Source organism: Neisseria sp. P0017.S009, from assembly GCF_051957375.1.
GTDB lineage: Bacteria > Pseudomonadota > Gammaproteobacteria > Burkholderiales > Neisseriaceae > Neisseria > Neisseria perflava.
In genome coordinates this window covers 139,036-164,678 of the sequence record NZ_JBQCWL010000003.1, presented here as the reverse complement: position 1 = coordinate 164,678, position 25,643 = coordinate 139,036, and the positions used below count along the sequence as shown (strand labels likewise).

General features: G+C 48.3%; 20 protein-coding genes. 6 read left to right on the top strand and 14 right to left on the bottom strand.

Translation table 11 applies throughout. The annotated features are described in order from the left end of the window. Positions 1-26: 26 nt before the first annotated feature. The 3 genes from ACTHTG_RS05200 to ACTHTG_RS05190 all read right to left on the bottom strand — a co-directional run bounded on the left by ACTHTG_RS05200 (position 27) and on the right by ACTHTG_RS05190 (position 2,721). Positions 27-455 carry a PTS sugar transporter subunit IIA gene (locus tag ACTHTG_RS05200; RefSeq protein ID WP_004519097.1) on the bottom strand — a complete coding sequence of 143 codons (429 nt, stop codon included), beginning with the start codon at positions 453-455 and terminating at the stop codon, positions 27-29. Between the two features lie 58 nt (positions 456-513). After that, entirely contained in the window at positions 514-1,077 is a 564-nt protein-coding gene (locus ACTHTG_RS05195) for a hypoxanthine-guanine phosphoribosyltransferase (RefSeq protein ID WP_070646501.1), read from the bottom strand. A 114-nt stretch (positions 1,078-1,191) separates the two neighbouring features. After that, a complete protein-coding gene (locus ACTHTG_RS05190; protein WP_308538567.1) occupies positions 1,192-2,721 on the bottom strand; it encodes an ABC transporter permease in 1,530 nt (509 codons plus the stop codon). Between the two features lie 233 nt (positions 2,722-2,954). Between ACTHTG_RS05190 and ACTHTG_RS05185 the strand changes: the two genes are divergently transcribed. Together ACTHTG_RS05185 and pdxA are read left to right on the top strand one after the other, a co-directional pair. Next, entirely contained in the window at positions 2,955-3,485 is a 531-nt protein-coding gene (locus tag ACTHTG_RS05185) for a cytochrome b (protein ID WP_308538566.1), read from the top strand. A 156-nt stretch (positions 3,486-3,641) separates the two neighbouring features. After that, the gene (gene pdxA, locus ACTHTG_RS05180; RefSeq protein WP_308538565.1) at positions 3,642-4,646 is read left to right on the top strand and encodes a 4-hydroxythreonine-4-phosphate dehydrogenase PdxA; all 1,005 of its coding nucleotides are present in this window, start codon (positions 3,642-3,644) and stop codon (positions 4,644-4,646) included. Positions 4,647-4,828: 182 nt separating this feature from the next. On the opposite strand, the gene ACTHTG_RS05175 is transcribed toward pdxA, so the two are convergent. From ACTHTG_RS05175 to galE, 10 genes are all read right to left on the bottom strand, one after another. Next, positions 4,829-5,824, bottom strand: coding sequence for a S49 family peptidase (locus ACTHTG_RS05175; protein ID WP_308538564.1), 996 nt, complete (start codon positions 5,822-5,824; stop codon positions 4,829-4,831). A 54-nt stretch (positions 5,825-5,878) separates the two neighbouring features. Next, positions 5,879-6,901 (bottom strand): lysozyme inhibitor LprI family protein, encoded by a 1,023-nt coding sequence (locus tag ACTHTG_RS05170; protein ID WP_308538563.1) that lies wholly within the window; start codon positions 6,899-6,901, stop codon positions 5,879-5,881. Between the two features lie 105 nt (positions 6,902-7,006). Then, a complete protein-coding gene (gltS, locus tag ACTHTG_RS05165) occupies positions 7,007-8,221 on the bottom strand; it encodes a sodium/glutamate symporter (protein ID WP_004519089.1) in 1,215 nt (404 codons plus the stop codon). A gap of 217 nt (positions 8,222-8,438) precedes the next feature. Further along, the gene (locus ACTHTG_RS05160; RefSeq protein ID WP_004519087.1) at positions 8,439-9,845 is read right to left on the bottom strand and encodes an SEL1-like repeat protein; all 1,407 of its coding nucleotides are present in this window, start codon (positions 9,843-9,845) and stop codon (positions 8,439-8,441) included. Positions 9,846-10,193: 348 nt separating this feature from the next. Further along, positions 10,194-11,453: a capsule biosynthesis protein gene (locus ACTHTG_RS05155; RefSeq protein WP_049335783.1), complete on the bottom strand. Its 1,260-nt coding sequence runs from the start codon at positions 11,451-11,453 to the stop codon at positions 10,194-10,196. Between the two features lie 136 nt (positions 11,454-11,589). Then, entirely contained in the window at positions 11,590-13,704 is a 2,115-nt protein-coding gene (locus ACTHTG_RS05150; protein WP_004519084.1) for a capsular polysaccharide biosynthesis protein, read from the bottom strand. Positions 13,705-13,738: 34 nt separating this feature from the next. After that, a complete protein-coding gene (gene rfbC / locus ACTHTG_RS05145; protein WP_039861926.1) occupies positions 13,739-14,278 on the bottom strand; it encodes a dTDP-4-dehydrorhamnose 3,5-epimerase in 540 nt (179 codons plus the stop codon). A gap of 53 nt (positions 14,279-14,331) precedes the next feature. Then, positions 14,332-15,198 (bottom strand): glucose-1-phosphate thymidylyltransferase RfbA, encoded by an 867-nt coding sequence (gene rfbA / locus ACTHTG_RS05140; RefSeq protein ID WP_004519082.1) that lies wholly within the window; start codon positions 15,196-15,198, stop codon positions 14,332-14,334. Between the two features lie 73 nt (positions 15,199-15,271). Further along, positions 15,272-16,339, bottom strand: coding sequence for a dTDP-glucose 4,6-dehydratase (gene rffG / locus ACTHTG_RS05135; RefSeq protein ID WP_049335785.1), 1,068 nt, complete (start codon positions 16,337-16,339; stop codon positions 15,272-15,274). Positions 16,340-16,455: 116 nt separating this feature from the next. Then, positions 16,456-17,472, bottom strand: a complete 1,017-nt coding sequence (gene galE / locus ACTHTG_RS05130; RefSeq protein ID WP_004519079.1) for a UDP-glucose 4-epimerase GalE — start codon at positions 17,470-17,472, stop codon at positions 16,456-16,458. 223 nt (positions 17,473-17,695) lie between these two features. On the opposite strand from galE, the gene ACTHTG_RS05125 reads away from it, so the two are divergent. The 4 genes from ACTHTG_RS05125 to ACTHTG_RS05110 all read left to right on the top strand — a co-directional run bounded on the left by ACTHTG_RS05125 (position 17,696) and on the right by ACTHTG_RS05110 (position 21,876). After that, positions 17,696-17,926 carry an acyl carrier protein gene (locus tag ACTHTG_RS05125; RefSeq protein WP_003747973.1) on the top strand — a complete coding sequence of 77 codons (231 nt, stop codon included), beginning with the start codon at positions 17,696-17,698 and terminating at the stop codon, positions 17,924-17,926. Between the two features lie 3 nt (positions 17,927-17,929). Then, on the top strand, positions 17,930-19,369 hold the full coding sequence (locus tag ACTHTG_RS05120) for an AMP-binding protein (RefSeq protein WP_004519078.1): 1,440 nt from the start codon (positions 17,930-17,932) through the stop codon (positions 19,367-19,369). Between the two features lies 1 nt (position 19,370). Then, positions 19,371-20,741 carry an XcbB/CpsF family capsular polysaccharide biosynthesis protein gene (locus ACTHTG_RS05115; protein ID WP_004519077.1) on the top strand — a complete coding sequence of 457 codons (1,371 nt, stop codon included), beginning with the start codon at positions 19,371-19,373 and terminating at the stop codon, positions 20,739-20,741. An 85-nt stretch (positions 20,742-20,826) separates the two neighbouring features. Then, a complete protein-coding gene (locus ACTHTG_RS05110) occupies positions 20,827-21,876 on the top strand; it encodes an acyltransferase (protein ID WP_049335787.1) in 1,050 nt (349 codons plus the stop codon). A 71-nt stretch (positions 21,877-21,947) separates the two neighbouring features. Here the strand turns inward: ACTHTG_RS05110 and ACTHTG_RS05105 are convergent, their stop codons facing one another. Continuing rightward, positions 21,948-25,637, bottom strand: coding sequence for a CDP-glycerol glycerophosphotransferase family protein (locus ACTHTG_RS05105; RefSeq protein ID WP_440360555.1), 3,690 nt, complete (start codon positions 25,635-25,637; stop codon positions 21,948-21,950). Positions 25,638-25,643: the final 6 nt, after the last annotated feature.

Sequence of the window (25,643 nt, the reverse complement as noted above, 5' to 3'; positions counted from 1 at the left end):
CGTAAAGTGAATGTTTTCAGACGGCCTTAGCCGTGTTCTTTGCACATCAGGTCTTCAGGTGCGGATGTAATGGCGAAAATGCCCCGGATGGCGGCTTCTTTGACGGTTTCGGTGAAGTCGGAGAGGTTTTCGGCTTGTGATGAGTATTGGATGGCTTTAATCATCATCGGGGCGTTGAGGCCGGTCAGGATGGCGGATTTGTTTTCGCGCACCAGCCGACGTGCGGCGTTGCATGGGGTTGCGCCGAAGATGTCGGTCATGATCAGCACGCCGCGGTTGTTGGGAAATTCCTGCAATGCGGCGATGGCGTTGTTGATGATGTCGTTTTGATCCTCGTCGGGCTGTACGCCGAGGATGTGGAGATTTTCGGGGAAGCCGTTGGGAAAGAAATGGTCGGCCAAACCGCGATAGGCTTCACCTATGGTTTCATGTGTAATGATTAACAAACCTATCATGATGTGTTCCTAGCATTGGGGTTGAGGCCGTCTGAAGATTTTTCAGACGGCCTTTGTTTTATTTATTGTTTAAGGCGTAGATTTCGCCGAGGTTGCGCCAACAGCCGGCGGCATCCATGCCGTAGCCGAAGACGTAGCGGTTGGGCACGTCCAAACCGACATAATCGGCTTTGGTTGGTTTTTCTTTGTCGATCAGTTTGTTGGCAAATACGGCCGCACGGCAGCTTGCCGCACCCATTTCCAACAGTTTTTCCTGAATGGCGGCCATGGTGTGGCCTTCGTCTAAAATATCGTCCAAAACGACGACATGACGGCCTTTGATTTGCTCGGGGTCGGGCATGCGTTTCCAGTTGAACGCGCCGCCTGCGAGTTTGTCGCCGTAGCGGGAAACGTGGACGTAGTCAAAGTCCAAAGGAAAGCGCAACAGCGGCAATAACTGTCCTGTAAACACCACCGCGCCACCCATTACAGGCAGGAGCAGGGGGTATTTGTCGCCCAAGTCGCGGGTAATGTCGTCGGCAACTTTTTGCAAGGCCGCGCGGCATTGTTCTTGGCCAAACAGCAAGTCGGCATTGTCCAGCATGGCTTGGGTTTCAAGGCGTTTGGTTTCTAAGTCGGTCATGATAGGTCGTGTTGAGTGCGGTTAAAAACAAATTATATAGCGGATTCAATCAATTTTCGATACAAGGCGCGGCAATAGTGTAGTGAAAGCGAAGGGAATTTGAGCAGACTACGTTCAGACGGCCTTTTGCCCTTCCGCTTCGTCCACCAGCAAAAATGCCGTCAAAGCCAAAGCGGTCAATACCGCCGTCAACACCATCGCCCGTCCGTAATTGTCCGCACCGGCGCGTCCGAGATAATCGTAAATCAAAGTGGTCAGCGTCTGCCATTCGGGACGCGACAGGAATAATGTGGCCGCAAATTCGCCGATACACGTTGCTGAAGCCAAAGTCAGACCGCGCCGCAAGGCCGGTTTCAATAAAGGCGCGGTTACATAACAGGCCGTCTGAAAACAGTTTGCGCCCATGGTGCGCGCCGCCGCCGCGTAATCTTTGGGCAAACCGTCCCACGCGGCCAGTACGTCTTTGGCCACAAACGGATACGCCAACAGCGCGTAAGTCGCCGTCAGCAGCCACAGCGAAGCCGTCCACTGCGGATAGAGCAGCAAAACGCCGAAGGCGATGCACACGGGCGACACCATAAACGGCAAAAACATCAGCGCGCGCAACCACGCCATTTGCCGTGCTGCCGCCGCATACAGCACGCCCAAAACCATCGCCGCCGCCACCGCTGCCACAGAGAAACGGATGGTGTTCCACACCGCTGCCCACGTTTGCGCTTCCAGCAAAACCGCCCACGAAGAGCCTGCCGCTGCCGCCTTGAGCCACACCGCCGCCAAAGGCAGCAGGCAGCATACTGCCAACATGGCCAATACCGTTGCTGTCAGCCATTTTTCCCAAGCCCATATCGGCGCACGCGGAGGCAAAGGCGAGACCGACTTATCCACCGCCACGCGCTTGCTCCAATACGCATACAAACCTCCTGCCGCCGCCGTAACCGCCAGCACCAGCCACACCAGCACCGACGCACGCGCCATATCCAACTCGTACGCCACCAGCCGGTAGATTTCCACTTCCACCGTTGCAAAACGTTCGCCGCCGAGCAGTAAGGCCAGTCCGAAGCCTGAAAAACAATATAAAAACACCAGACACGCGCCACCGGCAACCCACGCGCGCACCACCGGCCATTCGACCCAGACAAACCGCCGCCACGCGTCCGCGCCCAAAGATTGTGCCGACAGCAACCGCGCCTGCGGCACACGCATAAATCCCTGATACGCCGAGCGCACCAAAACCGGCAGGTTGAAAAACACGTTGCCGTAAATCAGCAGCCACGGCGTGTCCTGCCAACCTGCCGCCAGCATACCGTGTGCGCCAAATAAAGCCAGTACGCCCATGCCCGCCACCAAGGTCGGCATCACAAAAGGCAGCATCAGCAGGCGCAAAACCGTGCGCCGTCCGGCAAAGTCCATCCGCGCCAGCACCCACGCCGCAGGTATGCCCAAAGCCGTGACCAAGACGCAAGTCAAAACCGCCTGCGCCACCGTCCAGCCCAAGCGCAGGCGCATATAGTCATCAGCCACCACTTCCGCCCAAGCGCCTTCGCCGTCGTAAAACGCCAGCGACAGCAAAGGCGCGGTCACCATGACCGCCAAGAAACCCAAAGGCAGAAGCAACAGCGCAAACCGCCGAATCCAAACCTGCATCGATGCGTACCCGAGAATAAAAACGCCTATTTTAGCCCGAGTTCGGCATAGAAGGTGGTATTCCTGCCCTTGTTTTCAGACGGCCTGTGCAGCCTGACGGATAAAACCGCCGTTTCTTCAAATTTTCCAAACAGTTACGAAGTCTCTTCAAAAAGGCAACATAATTGGTTGGACATTTTTGTTACAATGCCGCCGATTCAAAAAACCAAACAAATCAAAAACAAGGAAACATTATGACCACTACACGTCCACAAACCTACGATGCCGTCGCGCGCGCGTTGCACTGGCTGACCGTACTCGGTTTCATCGGCATCCTCTCCACCATTACCGTTTGGACCATCTACGATGGCGAAGAATGGGTCAAATCGCTCTTCGGCGTGCATAAATCCATCGGTTTCATCACGCTACTGGTGATTGCCGTGCGCATTGTTTGGGCTTTGCTCAATGCGTCCAAACGTCCTGCCGCCGACAGCTTTGCCGCCAAAGCAGGCCACCTTGCCCTTTACGTCTTCATGCTCGCCGTCCCCGTTATCGGCATGATCCGCCAATACGGCGGCGGCCGCGGCCCGTTGAAAGTATTCGGCGTCCAAGTGATGCAGGGTTCGCCTGAAAAAATCGAATGGATGTCCAACCTCGGCAATATGGCGCACGACAAACTCGGCTGGCTGCTTTTTGCGCTTGTCGCTGGCCACATCGCCATGGTTGTCGTCCACCGCATTCAAGGCCACGACGTTTTGTACCGCATGATCGGCCGTCGTTCTTAAGTGTAAAACGGTAAACAGCTAAGGCCGTCTGAAAACAGTTTGACCAAGCAAAAACTGTTTTCAGACGGCCTTTTTGTATTTGTGTTAATCTGCAAAAGTAGGGCAGGCATTTTGCCTGACGTTGTCTAAATACTGTAAACCATACCGAGAAACACCATGACTGCTCCCATTCTCGCCATCACTTCCGGCGAACCGGCCGGCATCGGCCCCGACATCTGCCTCGATTTGGCTTTCTCCGACCTTCCTTGCCGCCCCGTTGTTTTGTGTGACAAAAACCTGTTGGCGCAAAGGTCCGAACAGCTCGGCAAATCCGTCATCTTGCGTGACTTTCAAGCCCAAGCGGCCGATCCGTTGCCCAAGGGCGAACTCGAAGTCCTGCATATTGCTTTAGATGCCGAGTGTCGGGCGGGCGAACTCAATCCTGCCAATGCCGCGTATGTCCTCCGGCTGCTGGATACGGCGTATCAAGGCATTTCAGACGACCTGTTTGCCGGTATGGTGACCGCGCCGCTGCATAAAGGCATCATCAACGATGCCCACGCAGGCAACGGCTTTTTCAGCGGCCACACCGAATACCTAGCCGAAAAAAGCCATACCGAACAAGTTGTCATGATGCTGACCGGCGGCGGCCTGCGCGTGGCATTGGTGACCACCCATCTGCCGCTGAAAGACATTTCCGCCGCCATCACGAAGCCTTTAATCGAGTCGGTTGTCCGCATTCTTGAACACGACCTGCGCCATAAGTTCGGCATAGCCAATCCGGTCATCCTCGTTACTGGTCTCAATCCTCACTCCGGCGAAGGCGGCCATTTGGGACACGAAGAAATCGACACCATTATTCCGGCGCTTCATGCCTTGCAGGCCGAAGGCATAGACGCACGCGGCCCTTATCCGGCCGATACCGTGTTCCAACCTTTTCTGCTCAAAGATGCCGATGCCGTCCTTGCCATGTATCACGACCAAGGGCTGCCGGTACTCAAATACGCCGGTTTTGGCGAAGGCGTAAATATTACCCTCGGCCTGCCCTTTATCCGCACCTCCGTCGATCATGGCACGGCCTTGAGCTTGGCCGGTACGGGCAAAGCCGATTCCGGCAGCCTGATGACTGCCGTCCGCGCCGCGCTCGATATGGCGCATAATATGCAGAAACAGGCCGTCTGAAGCGTGGAGGTTTAATCGTTTGCAGGCGTAATCTGTTCCTGTAACAGCATCATCAGGGGATATTTGCCTGTCGGTTTATGAAGCCGATAAATGTTTGGACAATAATCAGCGTTTTATTTTAAAAACCATATAAAAAAGGCCGTCTGAAGCCCAATGATTTGGGTTTCAGACGGCCTTTTGGTTTACCAAATTTCAGACAAAGTTTCTTTGACTTTAGCCTTCACTTCCGCACCGAAGCGGCGGCTGAGCATTTTGCTGAAATCGTCTTGCGGCGTGTAGTTGACCAGTTCAGGAGCTTTGACGACATCGCGGGCAACGCTGTAAATGCTGCCGAAGTCGTCGATCAGGCCGACCTGTTTGGCTTCTTTGCCGGTATAGATGCGGCCGCTGAAAATATCGGGATACTGTTTGTCTTTCAACCTTGCGCCGCGGCCGAGTTTGACGGCTTTGATAAATTCTTGGTGAATATCGCCCAACATGGTTTCCCAAATTTGGGTTTGTGCCGGGGTTTCAGGCGTGAAAGGGTCGCCCATACCTTTGTTGCTGCCGGCGGTTTTCAGACGGCGTTTGACACCGGCTTTGTCCATCAGGCCGGTAAAGTCGAAACCGCCGCCGATCACGCCGATGCTGCCGACAATGCTGGAAGGGTCGGCGTAAATTTTGTCGGCTGCGGCGGCAATGTAGTAGCAGCCGGAAGCGCACATGTCTTCGGCAACGAGGTAGACAGGGATGTCTTTGTGTTCGGCTTTGAGGCGGCGGACTTCGTTAAAGGCCGTGTTGGACACGACAGGCGAACCGCCGGGGCTGTTGGCACGGATGATGATGGCTTTGGCGTTGCCGTTGTTGTAGGCGGCTTCCATGCTGTCGCGCAGGATTTGGACTTGGTCGTCGATGTCGTTGCCGATTTCGCCGGTCAGGTCGATAACGGCGGTGTGTTCGCTGCGGGCTTGGATGCTCGTGGTTTTTCCTTCTTCTTCTGCGAAGCCGAAGATCAGGCTGAGGAAGATGAGGACGGCGACACCGCGCCAGATATTGCGCCAAATGCGGGCGCGGCGCTGTTCTTGGTAGGCGGCGAGGAGGACTTCACGCAGGGTGTTGCGCTCCCAGTTGTCGACGGGTGTGGAGGCTGAAGAGGGTGTGTTTTGGGCATTGCCTTCACGGTGGATTCGGTATTGCATGATGTGATGTGCTTTCTTGTAGGCCGTCTGAATGTTCAGACGGCCTTATCGGTTTTAGTTGATGGAATAGCCGCGCAGGTATTGCGTACGTTCGCGGGTCATGCGGGTCTCACACTGCAGGCGCAGGTATTCTGCTTGTGCGGAGTTGTCTGCGGACGCGGCTGCTTGTTGGCAGTTGAGTTTTTTGCTTTGAATCCAGGCGCGTTGTTCGCCGAGGATTTGTTGTTTGACATCGCTGTCTAAGCCGCCCCAGAGGTCGTTGATTTCGCCGTCCGCCTGACGGTTTTGCGCGCGCGCGTTGTCGAGTTCGCTTTGGCTGAGGCCGGGCGGCTCGTTGCGTTGGGTTTCATGGTCGGGGCGCAGGACTTCGTAATCTGAATCGTCGCCGTCATCGGTCAGGCCGGCAGCTTGGCTGGCGGCGTTGTTTTCAAGGATGTCTTGCGGATTGACAGTCGGCGGCTCTTCCGTGTTTTGGTTTTGCAGCAGCTTGATGGCCTGCTCTTTGGATACAGGCTTGCCGTCTATCATAACAATGCTTTTCACGCCGTAGGGCAGCAGGGTGGCGGAAAGGGTTTGGGCGGTGGTGCTCAGGGTGTTGTCTTCGAAAACCGGTTTGCCGTCTTTGTCGGGGGTGTAGAGCAGGGTGGTGCTGAACGTGTTGTTTTCAAAGGTCAGGTTGCTGCCCATCAGTTTTTGTTCGAGCATGTCGGACAACGGGGTGTTGCCGTAAATCAGCGGGCTGTTGTCTATGGCCGTCTTGAGGATGGTGTCGGGAATGCGGATTTTGAGGTTGGCGCGGCAGATGGCTTTGCCATCGTCTTCGGTTTCTTTGGGGTCTTCAAGCAGGGTTTCTAATTCGAGGCCGGCGGCGATGATTTTGTCGGCATCGACAAATTGGCGGTTGTCATTGCGGGCAAAGGAGCGCGCTTGTTGTTTGAGGGTGTCTTCGATGGTGGTACGGATGTTTTGCAGTGTGGCCGGTTGGGCGCAATCAAGTGCGGCTTTGGGCTCTTCTTTGCTGCATGCGGCAAGAAGAATCGTGCTTAAAATCAATACGGAAGCGGTTTTTTTGTACATGGGTACTCCTGAAGATGACGGCCTTTCAGACGGCCTGACGTGCTTATCATAACAAAAGCACTTGCAGCAAGTAAATGCGGCAAGTGCTTTTCTATGTCAGACGTATCAGCCTTTGATGACGCTGATGAAGCCGGAGAGGATGGCGGCGTTGAGCAAGTCAACGAAGAACGCACCCACCATAGGTACAATCAAGAAGGCTTTGTGAGACGGGCCAAAAGTTTGGGTAATGGACTGCATATTGGCAACGGCAGTCGGGGTGGCACCCAAACCGAAGCCGCAGTGACCGGCTGCCAATACGGCAGAGTCGTAATCGCGACCCATGAAGACGTAGGTAACGAAAGTGGCGTACAGAATCATCACGACGGTTTGTACGGCCAAGATGATGGTTACAGGGCCTGCCAGACCGGTCAATTCCCACAGTTTCAGGTTCAGAAGAGCCATAGACAGGAAGAGTGACAGGGAGGCGTTACCGAATACGTCGATGGCACGGTCAAACATATTGACTTTGAAGGCGGCAGTCAGGACGTTGCGGATGACCACGCCTGCAAACAGACACCATACGAATTTAGGCAAGTCGAAGAAGGCTTTGTCGTAGCTGTCCACGATTTCGGCAAAAGCCAAACATGCGGCAAACATCGCGAGCGTTTCGACAGCGGAGTCAGCCGTAATCAGGCGAGTGCGCTGTGCTTGTTCGAAGATGTCATCAGTAGCATCGTTGTCGTCGGATTTGGCAGTTTTGACGATAGGTTTACGGCCCATTTTGTTGATCAGACGGCGTGCAACAGGACCACCGATCAAACCGCCGAATACCAGGCCGAATGTTGCAGAAGCCATACCTAAGCCGGTTGCGCCGGTCAGGCCGAATTTGCTTTCAAAGTCAGGACCCCATGCACCGGCGGTACCGTGACCACCGGTCAGGGTAATCGAACCGGTAATCAGGCCAATCAGCGGATCCAAGCCCAATGCGCTCGCCAAGCCGACACCGACAAAGTTTTGGACGATGATAAATGCGCCCACCACGGCGGTAAAGATAACCAAAGGCAAACCGCCCGCTTTCAAACGGGAGAAGTCGGCGCTCAAACCGATGGATGTAAAGAAGATGAGCATGAACGCATCTTGCAGCGGTTTTTCAAATTTGAAGCTGACGCCGTAGGCTTCGTGCAGGGCGAACAGGACGATAGCGGCAACCAAACCGCCGGCGACCGGCTCGGGAATATTGAAGTCTCGTAAGAATTTGATTTTTTGAACCAGAAATTTACCAACCAGCAACACGAGTGTGGCGGCAATCAGTGTGTAATAACTGTTGAATTCCCATTCCATGTTGTTTCACCTCCTAGAAATGTTTTTCCGAGCATCCGTTTTTGTTCCGGATGTAGTGTGTTTCAACGCTTGGCGTTATCCGCCGAGTGTCATGGTATTGATGCGCGGGCAAGGTGTTTTCAGAAAGAAATGAAAACAATGACGTGTCCGTGAAAAATAACTGGCAAATATTAGGGGAATAGTTAAAGATTGTCAAAAAATGCGAGTGTAAATATTTTCAGACGGCCTTTTGACCGATGGCATGGTGCACTTCGCGGCGCCATTGTTCTAATAGGGATGTTAATGATTCGGCCGAAGTGTGGCCGTTGCTGATGGCGGCCTGCAGCCAGTAGCAGGCGGTCGGAACATGACAGCCGACACCTTGCCCGTGATAGTAAAAACAGGCGAGGTGGTATTGGGCGGAAGGGTGGTTTTGTTCGGCTGCGATTGCGTACCAGTGGGCGGCCGCCCGAGGGTCTTGCGCCGTACCGAGGCCGTAATGGTAGATGCGGCCTAAGGCTGCCGCCGCGTTTTTATGGTGGAATTCGGCTGCTTCCATGTAATTCTTGCGCGCGGCATTGTAGTCTGCGTAGCGACCGATGGCGTGGGCTTGTGCTTCCGCCAAACGGTAGATGGTTCCGATTTGTTGCTGTTGCAGGGCGGCTGTTTTGATTTGTTCGTATTGTTGCGGATGGTACAGTGCGGCGTCGCTGATGAGTTTTTGTGCCGCGGAGGCAGAACCTAACGTGGCGGCACGGTGGTAGTAATCGTGCGCGATATGGTTGTCGGCTTTGATGCCGAGGCCGTAGCGGTAGAGGTCGCCCATGATTTTCAGGGCTTCGGGATGGTTTTTTTCGGCAGCGGCTTTGGCGTAGCGTGCCGCTTGGAACGGGTCTCGTTCGGAAAGTTCGCCGGTCAGGGCGTATTGGGCCAGCTTGGCCTGTGCTTCCGCTTGTTCCTTATCGGCGGCACGACGATACCATTCTAAGGCTTCGGGTTTGCGTTGGGCGGCAAGAAGGTCGGCCAGCAGGGTTTGTGCGGCGATGTGGCCGGCTTGCGCGGCTTGTTCGAGATATTGTTCGGCTTGTGCGTGGTTGTGGCTGACGCCTGTGCCGTAGAAGTAGATTTGACCGAGTTGCCAGCAGGCAGCAGTCACACCGAGCGTGGCCGCTTTTTCGTATTGTTCGATGGCTGTTTCAACGTCGCCTTGGCGTTGATGATGGCGTGCCAGATGGTAATACGCAGGCGCAGCATATCGGGCAGCGGCAAGCTCCGCCCAGTAGAGGGATTGTGGATCATTGCGCTGTGCGTGGTAACGCATGAGGATTAATTGGGCTTCGAGGTGACCTTGCTCACCCAGCCAGGCGTATTCGTTAAGAAGCTGTCCGGTCGGGGTGCCGTTGTATTCGCGTTGTTGCAGCAGGGTGAAGAGTGCCATGGGGTGGCGTTGGGCAGCGGCGGCTTCCAACCATGAAAGTGCCTGCTCCAATTGGCCGTTTTGCAGCAGATGGTTGCCCAATGCGAAAGCAGCTTCCGCATAACCCTGCTCTGCCGCCTGTTGCAACAGGGGCAGGGCTTGGGCGGTATGGGATTGTTCCAAAAGGGCGGCGGCTTGCCGGTAGAGGATATCAGGAGCGGCGGTCATGGTTTGCGGGCGGATATAAAGTGGAAGACGGATGCTGTGGCATATGGGCGGCGATACCGGTTGAGGGCTTTGTAAAAATATTGCTCGGCATAGTTTTGCTGGCTTATCTTTAGGATGCTTAGCTTGTTATATTGTTTTGCCTAGGGGCATCCATATTTTGTGTGTTACAAAAGGCTCAGCTTGAGTCGGTATGCGCTCATGACAGCTCGGTCATTATACTGTCTTTGTAATTTATTGTTAATGATAAATGCAGGTTTTTGTGTTTGATTTACATGGAAGTAGCCAAGGTATTGATTGCTTCAGGCCGTCTGAAATATTTTCAGACGGCCTGAACTTTCCTTCGCTAAGTCAGGTTGTCGGTATGGAAGAGTCGGATGTGTCTTTGTTGGGGAAAAACACCTGACTGTAGAAGTTGCCGTTAATTTGGGTCACGTTGAGGTGGTACATACGGTAGGCATGGAACAGGTCGCTGTCAGGCGGTGTCGGATGATTCCAAAATTCTGCCAAGGTATTTTGGTCGGTTATGCCGGGAATATCATAATAGGCACGGCCGAGAACCTTAACTGGCATATTGTGAATCAGGCCGGACAGGCCGCTGGTGCTGTTGATGGTAACCATGCCGAGGCCGTGGCGCAGGAAAACGGGCAGGGGGACATCATGGACGTAAGTGATACGGCCTTTGAGTTTGGGGTGTTTTTTGATAAAGCGTTTGATGTCGCGCGAGTAGTCGATAAAGCCGCGGTCCATCGGATGATGCTTGATGATGAGGTTGGTATCGGCAGGCGCGTGCGCGGCAAAGGAGGCCAAAATATGGAGCAGGAAGCTGCGGACGCTGGAAAAGTCACAATGGATGCGGACTTGGCTGTCGTTGAATACCTGCAAGGGAACAATAAAAAATTTGCCGTATTTGCCCGCCTCCACGCGTTTGGCGATTTGGATGTCTTCAATATAGTAGTTCAAACGCTTGAGGATGGAGATCGACCACAGTTTGAGGTAATGGCCGGCATTGGATGCGCGGTGGTGGATGTAGTTCGGGTACTTGTTCGGGTTGCGGAACAATTCGATATAGTAACGGACGGCGTTTTTGGCCATGGGCATAAACCCGCCGCGTACCGGCGTCGGCGCTTTGTATTCTTGCTGTGCCAGCTTGGGGAATTGTTCCAAAAAAAAGTCGGCACGGCGCGGTAACGGGGAAAATGCGTTGACGCCGTCTTTTTCTAAGGTGATGTAGTAGGGGCGGAAATAACCTTCTTCAAACGCCCAGAAACCGACTTGGTTTTCGTTTGCAATGCGTTTTGCAATGACGTGATAAGGGCGTGTGTCGCCAAAGCAGACAACCGCCTGGATGTGATGTTGAACGATGTATTCTTGCAAAAATTCAGGAAAGGCATCGTAGTTGTCGTTAAAAACAACGGTATGAGCTTGAGTGGGCGGATAAAAATAGTCGTCGCCTGCATTAAAGTTGAATTTATGTACGGTTTTGCCGTTTTCAGTCAGCCAATTGGCAAGGCGCAGAAAAAAATCGCCGACAGGACTTTGAAGCAGCAGGATATTTTCTGCGCTTTCAAGCAGGTTTTGCAGGTTGTTTTTGAGGACGGTCTGTTTCATGTCGCAATGTGGTTTTGTTTTTTATGTAATAGTTTTGAGTTGAACTTTCAAGCATACGCCAAGCGTATTAACGATGCAAAGGCAATGATGCCGCAATTGAAGCTGGTTTATGACGCATTGTTAACTTTGATGGTGTTTATTTGAAAGATCGATATAGTTGTTTGATTTTACCTAATTTTTTAGCAAAGTACCCGCGATGTAATCCGTTGTTGTTTTTTTGCATATTTTTTTGTCGTATCAGGATTTGGGCAGCGGTTTCCGCATTAATGGCCTGATGGGTTTCGGGATGGATATAGTCGGGGTAGTGGATGAGCGTGCCGGCAATCAGCTGCCAAAGCTCAAGCCTGCGGCTGCGGCGCGGAATGGGGAGCAGATCTTGGGTAAGTCCCCAACCTGCGTAAAAAGGCAGACCGTAGCAGCTGACTTTTTTGCCGCGCAACAAGGATTCAAAACCAGTCAGCGAAGTCATGGTATGTATTTCGTCTGCGTATTGGAGACAGGTCAGGATATCGGCTTGTTCGACGGTTTGGTCGGCATATCGTGCCGTATCTTCAGGGGAAATATGGCCGATGCGGTTACCGCTGACTACATCTGGATGCGGTTTGTAGATGATATAGGCATCGGGATTGCGTTCGCGTACGGTACGGAGCAGATCCAGATTGCGATAGATTTGGGGCGAACCGTAGCGGATAGACGCATCATCTTCAACCTGGCCGGGAACGAGGATTACGGTTTTGTTGGTTGACGGGACCGTGAAGTCTGAGCTGCCGACGTTGTATTTACTGATGTGGTTTTCGGTCAGCATTTTTTGCAGCTTCAAGGCCGTCTGAAAGTCCTGGTCGTCGAAGTTTTGGTTTTGGAGGATGTGTTCAAGACGTGACGGGGTTTCGGCATTGAAATAAATGCCCATATCGTCGGTAACGAGCGACAGCGGTGGCACTAAATTAGAACCGAGTCCGACCGAGCGGATAAAGCCGTCTTCCATGCGCAGCAGGGGGATATTATGTTGTTCGGCAAAACGGACGATGGCCTCTTTGCCGTTGCCCCAAGCTAGGATGCGTGCATCGTCGGACAGTTTGACCCCTGCCAGTTTTTGGGTGGAGGAGATAAATTTCAGACGGCATGAGGGTACGTTAAAGAACGGTTTGGCAACCGCGCGTTTCCACAAAGACATGCCGACGCAATACAACTCTCCACGCAATTTGTCGTTTTTGCGTTTGACCGTTGCCAGATAGTCGATAACATCAAAGAGGCTGCCTGCTTCGCCGGTATTGGGGTTGAGGTAGCGGCTGTATTGCAGATAGGCTGCTGCGAAGAGTTGCAGCAAGTTGCGGCGGGCGCGGCGTTGGGTTTGAACAAGGCTGCCGATTTGTGGGTGGCGGTCGTCGCTTACGCCCCAGCCGGCATACCACGGCAGGCCGAAGGTGGTCAGTGGTTTGCCGCACAAAAGCGCCTCAAAACCCATTTGCGAGGTAACGCAATAAACTTTATCGACGTTTTGCAACAAAGAAATCGGATTGATGTCTTCTGCCAAAAGATGGGCGCGGTGTTGCTGCGCCAGTTGGGTCAGATAGCCTTGTTTTTTGCCGCACAAAACATCGGGATGGGTTTTTACCCAGATATCGGCTTGCGGGTTTTCATTCAAGGCCGTCTGAAACATCAGTTCAAACGTAGAGGCGTCTGCGCCGCCATATTGGATGGCCATATCGCCGAAGGTTTGGTCGATGATGAGGATGGTTTCGGGTTTGGATGGGGAGTGTAAAGGATGATCGTCTGAAAGCTCGGGCGCGTGATTGTATTTGGACAGGTGGTGTTGCAGGATGAAATCCATCGCCTGTTGCGCCTGAGCCAAGGTTTCAGACGGCATGGTATCGGCGGCGAGAATCAGTTGTTCCAAACGCGAAGGACGTGTGGTGTCGTAGTAGATGCCGATGTCGTCATAGACGATGGAATAGGGCGGATAACCGGCGACACCCAGTCCGAGCGAGCGTAAAAAACCGTCTTCCAACGCAATAAAGGGAAGCTGGTGTTCGGCGGCAAAAGCACGTGCTTTGTGTGTCGTCGGGCGCAAACCCCAGCCGACAACAGTCTCTGCACCTTTTCCGTCTTTGCAGATATGAAACTCAGGCAATAGGGTGGAGAGATGGGGGATTTTGCGGATGCCGCGAGAGGGAATGTAGGCGTTTTTCACAATGCGTTTTCGTCGATTATTGTTATTAATGGATTGTAGGCCGTCTGAAAAGAGGAACATTCTTTCAGACGGCCTGAATTATTTTTAAAACTTTTTAAAACGTGACTGCTTCGGTCAATACTTTGCCTGCCAAGTCTTTAGGCGACAGGTTCGGCTCACCTTGCAACGGCCAGTCGATACCGACGGTCGGATCATTCCAAATCAGCGAGTGTTCGGCTTTGGGGTTGTAATAGTCTGTGCATTTATAGACGAACTCGGCTTCATCGCTCAGTACATAGAAGCCGTGAGCGAAACCTTCGGGTACCCACAGTTGGCGTTTGTTTTCTGCAGACAAGATCTCGCCTACCCATTTGCCGAAAGTAGGGGAGTCTTTACGCATATCGACGGCCACGTCGAATACTTCGCCGACAACCACGCGCACGAGTTTGCCTTGTGTGTTTTCAGTTTGATAGTGCAGGCCGCGCAATACGCCTTTGCTGGATTTGGAGTGGTTTTCCTGCACGAAGGTGCGGTCGCAGACTTGGGTCTTGAACCACTCGTCGCGGAAAGTTTCCATAAAAAAGCCGCGCGCATCGCCGAAGACTTGCGGCTCAAGCAGTTTTACGTCAGGAATGGCGGTATCAATGATGTTCATTGTTTTATCTTTCATCTAAAGGCCGTCTGAAAAGTTTCAGACGGCCTCAAACATTATTTTTTCAACAGGCGCAGCAAATATTGGCCGTATTGGTTTTTCGCCATCGGGCGCGCCAGCTCTTCCAGTTTTTCATCGGAAAGCCAACCGTTGCGCCAAGCAATTTCTTCCAGGCAGGCGATTTGCAGGTCTTGGATGTTTTGTACGGTTTGGACGAATGAAGCGGCTTCGTGCAGGCTCTCGTGGGTGCCGGTGTCCAACCATGCGAAACCGCGTCCTAAAAGTTGAACCGACAATGAACCGTCTTCCAAATACATTTGGTTGAGGTCGGAAATTTCCAATTCGCCGCGGGCGGACGGTTTGATTTGTTTGGCGAACTCGACGACGCGTTGGTCGTAGAAGTACAAGCCGGTTACCGCCCAATCGGATTTGGGCTGTTGCGGTTTCTCTTCGATAGACAGGGCGTTGAAGTTTTCGTCAAATTCAACCACGCCGAAACGCTCGGGGTCTTTGACTTGATAGCCGAATACGGTTGCGCCGTGGGTCTTGGCGGCGGCCTGTTTCAATGTTTGCGTAAATGATTGGCCGTAGAAAATATTATCGCCCAAAACCAAGCAAACATTGTCGTTGCCGATAAATTCTTCGCCGATGATAAATGCCTGTGCCAAGCCGTCCGGACTGGGTTGCACGGCATAACTGATGGAAATGCCGAAATCGCTGCCGTCGCCGAGCAGGCGTTTGAAAGAGGCGTTGTCTTCAGGCGTGGTAATGACCAAAATATCGCGGATTCCTGTCAGCATCAATACGGACAGGGGATAGTAAATCATGGGCTTGTCGTACACGGGCAGCAGCTGTTTGGATACCCCGCGCGTGATGGGGTAGAGGCGAGTGCCGCTGCCGCCGGCAAGGATAATGCCTTTCATGGGTTTTCTCCTGAGTAGTGTGTGTTTGCGTGATTTTCAGACGGCCTAATATGGGAACAGGCCGTCTGAAAACTTATTTTCCGGTGCCTAAACGCTCTAAACGGTAGCTGCCGTTCAATACGTTTTGCCACCAGGTTTTGTTGTCCAAATACCATTGCACTGTTTTGCGGATGCCGGATTCGAATGTTTCTTGAGGTTTCCAGCCCAGCTCCCTGCCGATTTTGGCAGCGTCGATGGCATAGCGTACGTCATGGCCGGGACGGTCTTGTACGAAAGTAATCAAATCTTCATAACGTGCCACGCCGGCCGGTTTTTCAGGAACAAGCTCTTCCAGCAGGGTACAGATGGTTTTGACGACTTCAATATTGGCTTTTTCATTGTGGCCGCCGATATTGTAGGTCTCGCCGACAACACCTTCGGTAACAACCTGATACAGCGCGCGCGCGTGGTCTTCGACAAACAGCCAGTCGCGGATTTGCATACCGTCGCCGTAAACGGGCAGCGGTTTGCCGTCAAGCGCGTTCAGAATCATCAAAGGAATGAGTTTTTCCGGAAAATGGTAAGGGCCGTAGTTGTTGGAACAGTTGGTTACGATGGTCGGCAAACCGTAAGTACGCAGCCATGCACGGACGAGGTGGTCGCTGGACGCTTTAGAAGCAGAGTAGGGGCTGGACGGCGCGTATGGCGTGGTCTCGGTAAACAAATCGTCTGTGCCGTGCAAATCGCCATAGACTTCATCGGTAGAAATATGGTGAAAACGGAAGGCTTCGCGCTTTTCAGACGGCATTTGTTGCCAGTAGGCGCGGGCTGCTTCAAGCAGATTGAATGTACCGACGATATTGGTTTGGATAAATTCGCCTGCCGAATCGATAGAGCGGTCGACATGGCTTTCCGCAGCCAAGTGCATCACGGCATCAGGCTGGTGTTGTGCGAATACGCGGTCGAGTTCGGCGCGGTCGCAAATATCCACTTGTTCAAAAGCATAGCGAGGATTATTGGCTACCTCAGTCAAAGATTCCAAATTGCCGGCATAAGTCAGCTTATCGACATTGACGACAGAGTCTTGGGTGTTTTGGATAATATGACGGACAACGGCAGAACCGATAAAGCCCGCGCCGCCGGTAACAAGGATTTTTTTCATAAGTTTCAGAGGATAGTCAAAATAATATAAACGGATTATAGCAGACAGAAAGTGTGTTTTTCAGATAAAGAGGCCGTCTGAAAACATCTCTTTCAGACGGCCTGTATCAGGTCAACTTAATCGTCGTAGCCATTTGGATTGTTGCTGACCCAACGCCATGAGTCTTCCATCATCTGCGCCAAATCGCGTTTGGTTTCCCAACCGGTCTGCGCTTTGGTGTAGGCGGGATCGGCGTAGAAACAGGCCAAATCGCCATCACGACGCGGTTTGATTTGGAACGGAATGGTCAAACCGGAGGCTGCCTCAAAGGCACGGATGATTTCCAATACCGAATAAGCACGTCCCGAACCCAAATTAAACAGGTGTACACCCGAAACATCGCTTTTCGCCTGCATTGCCGCCACATGGCCTTCCGCCAAATCCATCACATGGATATAGTCGCGCATACCCGTACCGTCTGGGGTAGGATAGTCATCGCCGAAAACCGACAATTGCGGCAGCTTGCCTGAAGCCACTTGGCAGATATAAGGCAGCAGATTGTTTGGGATACCGTTTGGCTGCTCGCCGATCAAACCGCTTTCATGCGCACCGATAGGGTTGAAATAGCGCAACAAAATCACGCTCCAACGCGGATCGGCCTTTTGGATATCCGTCAAAATGCGCTCCACCATAGACTTAGACGTGCCGTAAGGGCTGGTCGTATCCCCCGGTTGCATATCTTCCGTATAAGGTACTTTACCCGGATCGCCGTAAACCGTAGCAGATGAGCTGAACGCAATCTTAAATACGCCGGCACGCGCCATTTCTTCAGCCAAAACCAAACTGCCCGACACATTGTTGTCATAGTATTTCATTGGTTTGGCCACGCTTTCACCGACTGCCTTCAAGCCGGCAAAATGGATGACAGCATCAATATCGTGTTCCGCAAAGATTTGACGCAACACTTCACGATTACGGATATCCCCTTGGTAAAAAGGCACAGACTTGCCGGTAATCTTTTCCAAGCGCGGGAGGATGTTGGCAGACGAATTGCACAAATTGTCCAAAATCACGGCATTAAAGCCTGATTTCAACAGGGAAACAACGGTATGAGAACCGATAAAACCGGTACCGCCGGTGATAAGAATAGTCATTGGTTTTCCTTAATTAAAATTGTGTTTGGAAGTCGTGAAATCGGTTGGCTGAAAATACAAACACGCTTTCAGATGGCCTGGTGTAAGTGTTGTCAAAGAGGGATTGCTTTATTTGGATATTGTATATTTAGTTACCTGAAAAGTAAAAAAATATGGGATAATCACAGTGTTATGCACAGAGTGCAAAGCGTTATCATTTCAATTTTAATAAAAGGATCTTACCATGTCAGTATCTAACGAAGTTTTGGCGTTGATTTCACAAGTTGCACAAAAACAAGTGTCAGCAAATGAAGAATTGTTGTCTACAGGACTTATTGATTCTGTGAGCGCAATGGATTTGGTTATGGCCATCAAACAAAAATTTGATGTTGATTTGCCGTTTGAGCAACTGGTTGATATTTTGGCAAACTCAGCCAATATCATTCAATATGTTGAAAATAATTACAAAGGCTAAATCATGAAACAATTAAATGAATTCCAAAATCTTGATGATTTTTTGGAATACCGTTTCAGCCAAACTTCGGGAAAAGCGTTAGTTAATGATACTCAAGAATGTTCTTGGGAAGAGTTGCGCGTAAAAATAGCCGCATTTATCGAGGCTTACAAAAGCATAGCAGATATTACCAAAAACATTCCTCTGGTGTTGCACGGCCATAAAGAAATTGATTTTGCAGTGGCAATTTATGCCTGCTTATTAAACAAAATCCCTTTTATTCCGGTGGATAGTATTTATCCTGAAAGCCGTCTGAACAATATCTGCCAACTGTCGAAAGCACGCTTTGTATACCGTTCGGCAACGCAAACTTTTGAAAAGCAGACTGACGAAGAAGTAGAGCTGGCTGAAAAAGATTTGGCTTACATCATGTTTACTTCAGGAACAACCGGCGCACCTAAGGGTGTGCAAATCGGTCGTGAAGCCGTGTTTAACCTGATGAAATGGATGAAAGAGCAGCTTAATTTAGCCGCACCTAATGTATTCATGAATCAGGCTCCGTTTGCGTTTGATTTGTCAATGTACGAAATCTTTGGCAACTTGGCTTACGGCGGTTGCATTGTCATGAACAGTCGTGATGCTATTTCTAATCCTGCCACCTGGATTGATTTTTTGGCCAAACAACAAATTACTACCTGGGTTTCCACGCCTTCTTTTGCCATGCAGCAGCTGCTTAACCCTAAATGTAGTCAAGCTACTTTACCGAGTTTGAAAGAATTTTTGTTCTGCGGCGAAAAACTTGGCAAACCAGTAGTAAATATGATTTTTCAAAAATTTCCCGGTGTCCGTGTTATCAATACCTATGGTCCGACTGAAGCTACTGTAGCAACAACTTACGTTGATATTACACCTGATATGCTGGCGGCAGAAGAAGAGTTGCCTGTAGGCGTTGCCGTGCTTAATTCCAAATTAGAGATTGTTGACGAAGAGATTTGGATTAGCGGTAACCATGTGATGCGTGGCTATCTGAACAACGAAACTGAAAATGCTAAACGCTTGGTAGTACACAGTGCAGATAACCGTACTTATAAAACAGGTGACTACGGTTTTGAAAAAAATGGATTGTTCTATGTACAAGGCCGTAAAGACGAGCAGATTAAGCTCAATGGCTACCGTATCGAACTTTCAGAAATTGAAGAAAAAATCCTTAACCTTAAGGAATTTGCCTTTGATAATGTGGCAGTAGTGGCTTTGAAACGCAACACAGGCGCAGTATTGCGTTTGGTGTGTTTCTATACAGCCAAGCAAAGTGCAGATACTCAGGCGATCAAAGACGCATTAGTACAAAATTTACCGTCTTACATGATGCCGTCTGAATTTATTCACATTGATGAAATTCCAGTCAGCACCAACCACAAAACCGACAAAAAAGCATTGTTGGAAAAATATCAGCAGGGTTTATAAAATGGATTTATATCAAATTCAGCAAAACATCTTACGAAAAGCCAAGATTGATCCTCAAAAGGTTAACGCTTGGATTTATAACAATCAAAGTATAGTGTTTGATTTTCTGTTGAACGACTATTTTGTCAGCGTCAGTTATACGGCAGTAGGACAAACCTTTAACTTTATTGAGCGTAATAAGAGCAAAATTTCTAAGATTTCCGGCTTCCATAAATTTCTGAAATATATTTCAGAAATTTATGGAAGTTACCCACAATCGGTTAATCAAGAAAAGACAGTATTGTCTTTTAAATTTGCTGAAACCGATTGGGCAAAAATCGAGGATAAATTTAGTGAGATTTTAGAAGTCACTTCCATTTATCTTGGCAGCGAATTATGCTACATCCTGAATGTTGAAAAAAATAAGGGCATTAATTTAGCCGAGTACTTGGATAAGCCGGAAGTTGAATACATTGGTGTTAAAGGCGACAGTAATGAGTTTTTCCTAAGCTATGCTCGGAATCATGGTCTAAGTGATTATGTTTATGAGCTAAATAATAGAGGCTTTTTAGCTGTTGAACACAAAATGGGTGTAAGTGTGTTCCGTCGCGTGAACAAGCACAGTTATAAAGATCTTTTGGCTTATTTCCCAGACTCTTTCCATGAGTTGGAAAATGTCATTTATACTGTTGAAGCACCGAAAGTATTGAGTGCCAACAAGAAAAACCTATTGGTGTTGTTCTCTTATACCAATAAGAGTAATGAGAATATGGTTGACCGTTATTATAGCCACCCATTTCCATTTATCAGCAACAGCATTATGCCAAATACTTACATCATCCGTATGGCTGATGTATCAGACGCGTTTGGCAGTCACGGGTTGAATACAAAGTTTGATGAAAATATCGAAGACAATATCCAGCGTTTCATTAAGAGCCTGATGAATATTTATGGCGTAGATAAGAAAAACGTAGTCATTTGCGGTGCATCATCAGGCGGTACAGGAGCGGTATATCACGGCTTAATTGGTGGGTACAAAACCTTTGCAATCGACCCATTTTTGGGCAATCATAAATACTATGGTGGCAAAGATCCATTGTATCTGCATTCTATCCGTACGCCGATTTTGGAGACTTTCAAAAAGCTACCAGATGTAATTGATCATAACCTTGAAAATCAAGTGGTCATTTCATCGGCTAAAGTATCAGAGTTTTATCCGGATATTAAAGAGCTGAAAGAAGCATTGCCTACAGTTGTATTATGTGAGTTTGACTTTGAAAAAATTCAAAAGCACATAGATTTTTCAGGCAACACAGTATTCTTGTCCAATACCATTATCAATAATTTGCTGTTGGACATCCATATTACTGATTCGGACATTAATCTGAACTAAATGCGAAGTAAATAGACAGTAAGTTTAAAATTTACTGTCTATTTTTTTAATATTTGAACCATATTTATCATGTTTGGGGAATGTAATGGTAGATAAAACGGCTGAAGAATTTCAGCAAGAAATTCTTAAAAATATCAAATTAAAAAATACGTCTGTTGATATTTATTATCAGCAGAATGTGTACTGCAATTTCAAATCTGACCGTGAAACACCATTTTCTGTCAGCTTAAATTTAGATTGGCAGAAGATTTTCCTGTTTTATCGTAATAAAAGTGAGATAGATAATATCGGAGAAATGTTTCCAAACTTCAGCTTATCTAAGCAGGATGGGGATAATGTATACATTTATGATGTCAGTACTTTGGATTTTGCCCAAACCTGTGCGGTCTTTATCAAATTGGCCGAGCGTGCGGAACAATATTTTTCTGAACGGCCAGTAGTTAACAGCCGCAAAAAAGAGGTGATGTCAGGTAATTATATCGACACCTCCGGAAATAAAATTACTGCACCTGATAATCTGCGAAACTGTCATTTCCAATTTCTAGGAGGAGGTGGGAATGAAGTTGTTATCCACCCTAATGCAAACTTGCGTAATGTATTTTTGGAATTTTTAGGCAAGGACAGCAAAGTCTATATTGGAGAAAATGTTTCTATGCAAGGCCAATGGTGTTTGGGAGTAGGCTGTACGATTAATATCGGCAGTAAAACTACCAGTACCAATCCGGTTTATATTACTGTTGCCGAACATACAACCTTGTCCATTGGTGAAGATTGTATGTTTGCCACTAATAATCAAATCCGTACTGATGATGCACACCCGATTTATGATGTTCATACTGGAAAACGTTTAAATATTTCTAAAGACGTTACCATTGGAGACAGAGTGTGGGTAGCCTATGGCGCAACAATTTGGGGTGGTACAAAGATTGGTAGCGGTAGTATTGTTGGTGCATTTTCGGTAGTGAAAAAACATTTTCCTAATAACTGTGTTATTGCAGGCGTGCCGGCTAAAGTCATACGCAAAGATGTATTTTGGGAACGCAATAATGTTTTATACACAGATATAGATGAAGGTAAGGATTTGGCAGAAATGAACCATGTTACCTATATCAATTCAACAGTAGAACTCGATTAGTGCATCTAATAGTAAAGGCCGTCTGAAAACATAAAAGTTTTCAGACGGCCTTTTTTAAGATAAGACAGAGATTACTCTAAACAAGCCAATTGTTTTTTCAGACACTCAGCCTGTAATGCCTTGTCACCTTTCGCTTCGGCTATTTCAGCTGCCAGTTTCCAATATGCTGCTGTGTCTTGTAGAGAGAGACTGTCAAAATAACGTTGTGCTGCCTGATGGTTTTTCAGACGGCATAAAGCAGTTGTATAAAGATACATCGTTTCCGGTGTGGTTTGTGCAAAATCAGCCAATATTTTGGTGACAGACTCCCAATCTTGGTTTTGGGCAAGTTTTTCAGCTTCATACAAGGCCAAAGACGGATTCTCAGGATATTTTTGGCGCAGTTGAGCCAATAGATATACTTCGCCGTCAGTGTTGCCGGTAGCGTACATTTTTTTCAGATAATCGACCGTTAAATCTTCAGGAATGAAGAGCAGATTTTCTTCAAAGGCACGGTTAAGCTGGGTAAATAGTTTTTCAGAATCACCGCGTAATTTTGCCAGTCTTGCAATAGCGATACGGCAACTTGGATCATTCTGAGTATGGTTTTCAAAAGCAACCAAAAACTGATGCGCGCCTTGTAAGTTACCAAGTTTCATGCAGAGGTAAGAAGCCAATAGCTCGGGTTTGAGATAGCCTTTTGTGCGATCATCCAAGCCATCAATATACGTTTTCAGTAAAGCCAATGCTACAAAATAATTCTGCTCCGATAGCTTTTGTGCTACGGTCAACAAAGGTTGATATGAGTCGGATAAGTCTGTACCTATCCGGGCAAACAGTTTTTCAGACGGCCTTTTTGCTTGGTGAAACGAGGCTGCAAGTAATGCGACAAGTAAATCATTTTGCGTTCCTATATGCTCATTTTCAGCAAAAAATTCCGCCCCTTTAACGGCATTACCGATATATAAGTCCATTTTCGCATGCCAGTAACCTGCGGTATCGGGATAATCAGGTAACAGGTTTTGCAAAGTATCAAACTGTTTGCTCTCAAATAAAGCGTTCAGATAACGATGGCGATAATCAGCTGTTTCTTCCGCATTCAGACGGCCTGTATCAAGCAGAGTTTGGATACGGTTTGCAGCCAAGTCCCATACCTGATGATTTTCTGCTTGCTCAATCATATTGATTAAAATCGGCAGATTGTCAGCGGTTTCGGCATGGTCAAGAGCAGTAATAGCTTGATACACACGTTCGCAGTTGCCACCTTCCTGGAAGGGGAAAGTATCGCGGATGCGAGCAAGATATTCGGGTTTGGCATGTCCTGATTTTAAAATGTTTTCTAATTCAGTCAGCGTTTCATGCTGATTGATGGTAATAGGGCCAAATCCGTCAGTTTCGTAAGAGAAATAGCCTTTTTGATAGGTGTGTGTACCAGAGAAAAAGGCTTCTTTATCAAATTGATAGTAAATAATTGCCTTATTCAGATAGGCCATGTCAAATGCTACTGATGAGTAGTCGGTAATCAATACGGCGCAACGTCCGAAAAGATTTTGAATACTTTCAGTTTCACGCAGTCCACTCCAGATTTTTATATAGGTAGGGACATTCATTACTTCCAAATAGGGCTCGATATTTGGGTGTGGTGCAAAAATTACTTCGTAGCCGTAGGTTTCTGCCATTTCCTTCAGGCGCTGGTCGTGAAGCAGAGCCTGCCAGTAACGGGCATAGTCAGTTTCCATAAAAGCACTGTTGAGCGTACGAGTATTGCTACCTGTACCGATATTTTGACCGACAATGTTATTGCGCCAAGTTGGCATAATCAGGATCTTGCGACTGTCGGGCTTATTTTTTGATAGTAAGGAGTCGTAGCGTGGAAATCCAGTTAGTGCTACTTCTTTTTCGGTCAGTTTGTAGGTATTGAAATCAGCCTTAATCGAGCGGCTTTCTGGCTCAGTAGTGGTAATGAAACAGTGTAGGTTTTGTTTGCTATTTGTCCATGCAGAAAGATTGTCTTTAGTTACTCCGTGCTGGAGAAAGACAAATTTTTTGCTGTGTTCGTATAAATCCCCAAAATAATTGTTGATGTGTTTTTCCAAATGACTGGAAATGATTTTTTCAGCTTTACGCAAACGTTGTTCATATTCACTACCGCCGAATTCTACAAGTTTGAAGCCCTCCTGTTCGAGACGGTTCCAGTCTGGGGCAGTTCTGTTAAGTACGAAATAGCAAGTTTGCTCTGGGTGGTTCTGCATCATATAACGATAAAAATGCTCGGCGTTGTCGTCAGCTTTAGTTTCCCTATCCATTAAGAGCCAGCTGCCGTCTGAAAGGTATTTTTCAGACGGCGTAAATAAACCGATAAGTTCATTTAATGCAATGCCGTGCATAAAGGTTTTACCTTTAATCGAAATTCGCATTGCTTTTTTGTTGAGTAGGATATTAATTTTGGCGTTGTCTGCAACGTCACCATAGGGAATCCACAAACGTTTTTCGTAAACAAATAATTGTTCATTTAGCTTATTGACCACGCTTTTTGCATAGACAGGAATAAGATCACGCCCATCGGCTTGCACAGAATATGGCTGGTCGAAATAGGTAAAATAGCTGATAAGGAACTGTTTGCGTTCACGATCGATATTTTCAACATAGGCGATTTGGAATGGTGGCTCGCTCTGTTTGAACATTCCAAGCATACCAACTTTATGGAATAGCCATACTCCCGCTAAGCCAAATTCCATAATATTTTTTTGATCAATATAATTAAAAACCTGCTGCATTAGATCATAAAAATGTGATTTTTGTTTAGTATCCAACAAATCTAGACGTTCAGGTCTATTAAGCAATTGTTGGATATACCAAGCCATATCATATAATGCGGTTTTTTGTATTGAGGAGGGTACATGCCCTAAGCGGTTTTTATAGTTTTTAAGCATAGGCAAGAAGCCATACTCAAAAACATTAGAAAACTTTTCTACTTTTTGCCAAGAAGTATCTAGAGTGGATGTGCCACTTTCACGTTTGCGATAGAAATAGACGGCATCTCTGTCAAACACAGCTTTTGCGTCCTGCAAATCTAATAAATAGTCTGCAATAAATTTGCCATCTTCAAAGTTTGGCTTAACATTGTGGTCAAACACCAAATTCTGTTTTTTAATATGGCTGACTCTGAAAAAGGTGGAGGCAGCAGACATATTGATGAATTTATCGAGCTTAGCAACATCAACAACGTGGGTTTTGTTAAAACGGAATCTTAGAGGATGACTATCTTTAATGATATTTTGATTTTCAAAGAAAAACTTCATATTAGTAGCTACAGTTACTGCCGACGGATGTTGGCTAATTTGCGTATCTACTGATTTGAAGTAGTCAGGGTGAAGATAATCGTCAGGGTCAGTAAATACTACCCATTCAGTTTGTGTATGTTGCAAACCCAGATTGCGTGCCGAGGCCTGGCCGCCATTTTCTTTGTAAAAATAATGGATATTTTGGGGAAACTTGGCTTGCCATCGTTTGATGATTTCTGCCGAATGGTCGGTTGACCCATCATCTACTAGAATGATTTGAATGTGTTTTTTGAAATTCAAGCTTTGTTTGACGATACTGTCAAAGTATTCATCAAGGTATTTTTCGACGTTATAAACAGCTGAAACGATTGTAAATTGATTATTACCTTCGTATTTTAAGGGAAGGTATTTTTTGAGTTTCATTACGCGTTTGGCGTACATGTCGCGGAAAAAGAGTTTAGGGTCTCGTAAGAGCTTCCGAAATTTTTTGTTATTCATTTTTTT

Coding starts and splice junctions, on each gene's coding strand:
- ACTHTG_RS05105 (WP_440360555.1), bottom strand. CDS start 25,637: ATGAATAACAAAAAATTTCGGAAGCTCTTACGAGACCCTAAACTCTTT.
- ACTHTG_RS05195 (WP_070646501.1), bottom strand. CDS start 1,077: ATGACCGACTTAGAAACCAAACGCCTTGAAACCCAAGCCATGCTGGAC.
- ACTHTG_RS05125 (WP_003747973.1), top strand. CDS start 17,696: ATGTCAGTATCTAACGAAGTTTTGGCGTTGATTTCACAAGTTGCACAA.
- ACTHTG_RS05170 (WP_308538563.1), bottom strand. CDS start 6,901: ATGTACAAAAAAACCGCTTCCGTATTGATTTTAAGCACGATTCTTCTT.
- ACTHTG_RS05160 (WP_004519087.1), bottom strand. CDS start 9,845: ATGACCGCCGCTCCTGATATCCTCTACCGGCAAGCCGCCGCCCTTTTG.
- gltS (WP_004519089.1), bottom strand. CDS start 8,221: ATGGAATGGGAATTCAACAGTTATTACACACTGATTGCCGCCACACTC.
- ACTHTG_RS05155 (WP_049335783.1), bottom strand. CDS start 11,453: ATGAAACAGACCGTCCTCAAAAACAACCTGCAAAACCTGCTTGAAAGC.
- ACTHTG_RS05120 (WP_004519078.1), top strand. CDS start 17,930: ATGAAACAATTAAATGAATTCCAAAATCTTGATGATTTTTTGGAATAC.
- galE (WP_004519079.1), bottom strand. CDS start 17,472: ATGACTATTCTTATCACCGGCGGTACCGGTTTTATCGGTTCTCATACC.
- ACTHTG_RS05115 (WP_004519077.1), top strand. CDS start 19,371: ATGGATTTATATCAAATTCAGCAAAACATCTTACGAAAAGCCAAGATT.
- rfbC (WP_039861926.1), bottom strand. CDS start 14,278: ATGAACATCATTGATACCGCCATTCCTGACGTAAAACTGCTTGAGCCG.
- rffG (WP_049335785.1), bottom strand. CDS start 16,339: ATGAAAAAAATCCTTGTTACCGGCGGCGCGGGCTTTATCGGTTCTGCC.
- ACTHTG_RS05200 (WP_004519097.1), bottom strand. CDS start 455: ATGATAGGTTTGTTAATCATTACACATGAAACCATAGGTGAAGCCTAT.
- pdxA (WP_308538565.1), top strand. CDS start 3,642: ATGACTGCTCCCATTCTCGCCATCACTTCCGGCGAACCGGCCGGCATC.
- ACTHTG_RS05185 (WP_308538566.1), top strand. CDS start 2,955: ATGACCACTACACGTCCACAAACCTACGATGCCGTCGCGCGCGCGTTG.
- rfbA (WP_004519082.1), bottom strand. CDS start 15,198: ATGAAAGGCATTATCCTTGCCGGCGGCAGCGGCACTCGCCTCTACCCC.
- ACTHTG_RS05190 (WP_308538567.1), bottom strand. CDS start 2,721: ATGCAGGTTTGGATTCGGCGGTTTGCGCTGTTGCTTCTGCCTTTGGGT.
- ACTHTG_RS05110 (WP_049335787.1), top strand. CDS start 20,827: ATGGTAGATAAAACGGCTGAAGAATTTCAGCAAGAAATTCTTAAAAAT.
- ACTHTG_RS05175 (WP_308538564.1), bottom strand. CDS start 5,824: ATGCAATACCGAATCCACCGTGAAGGCAATGCCCAAAACACACCCTCT.
- ACTHTG_RS05150 (WP_004519084.1), bottom strand. CDS start 13,704: ATGTTCCTCTTTTCAGACGGCCTACAATCCATTAATAACAATAATCGA.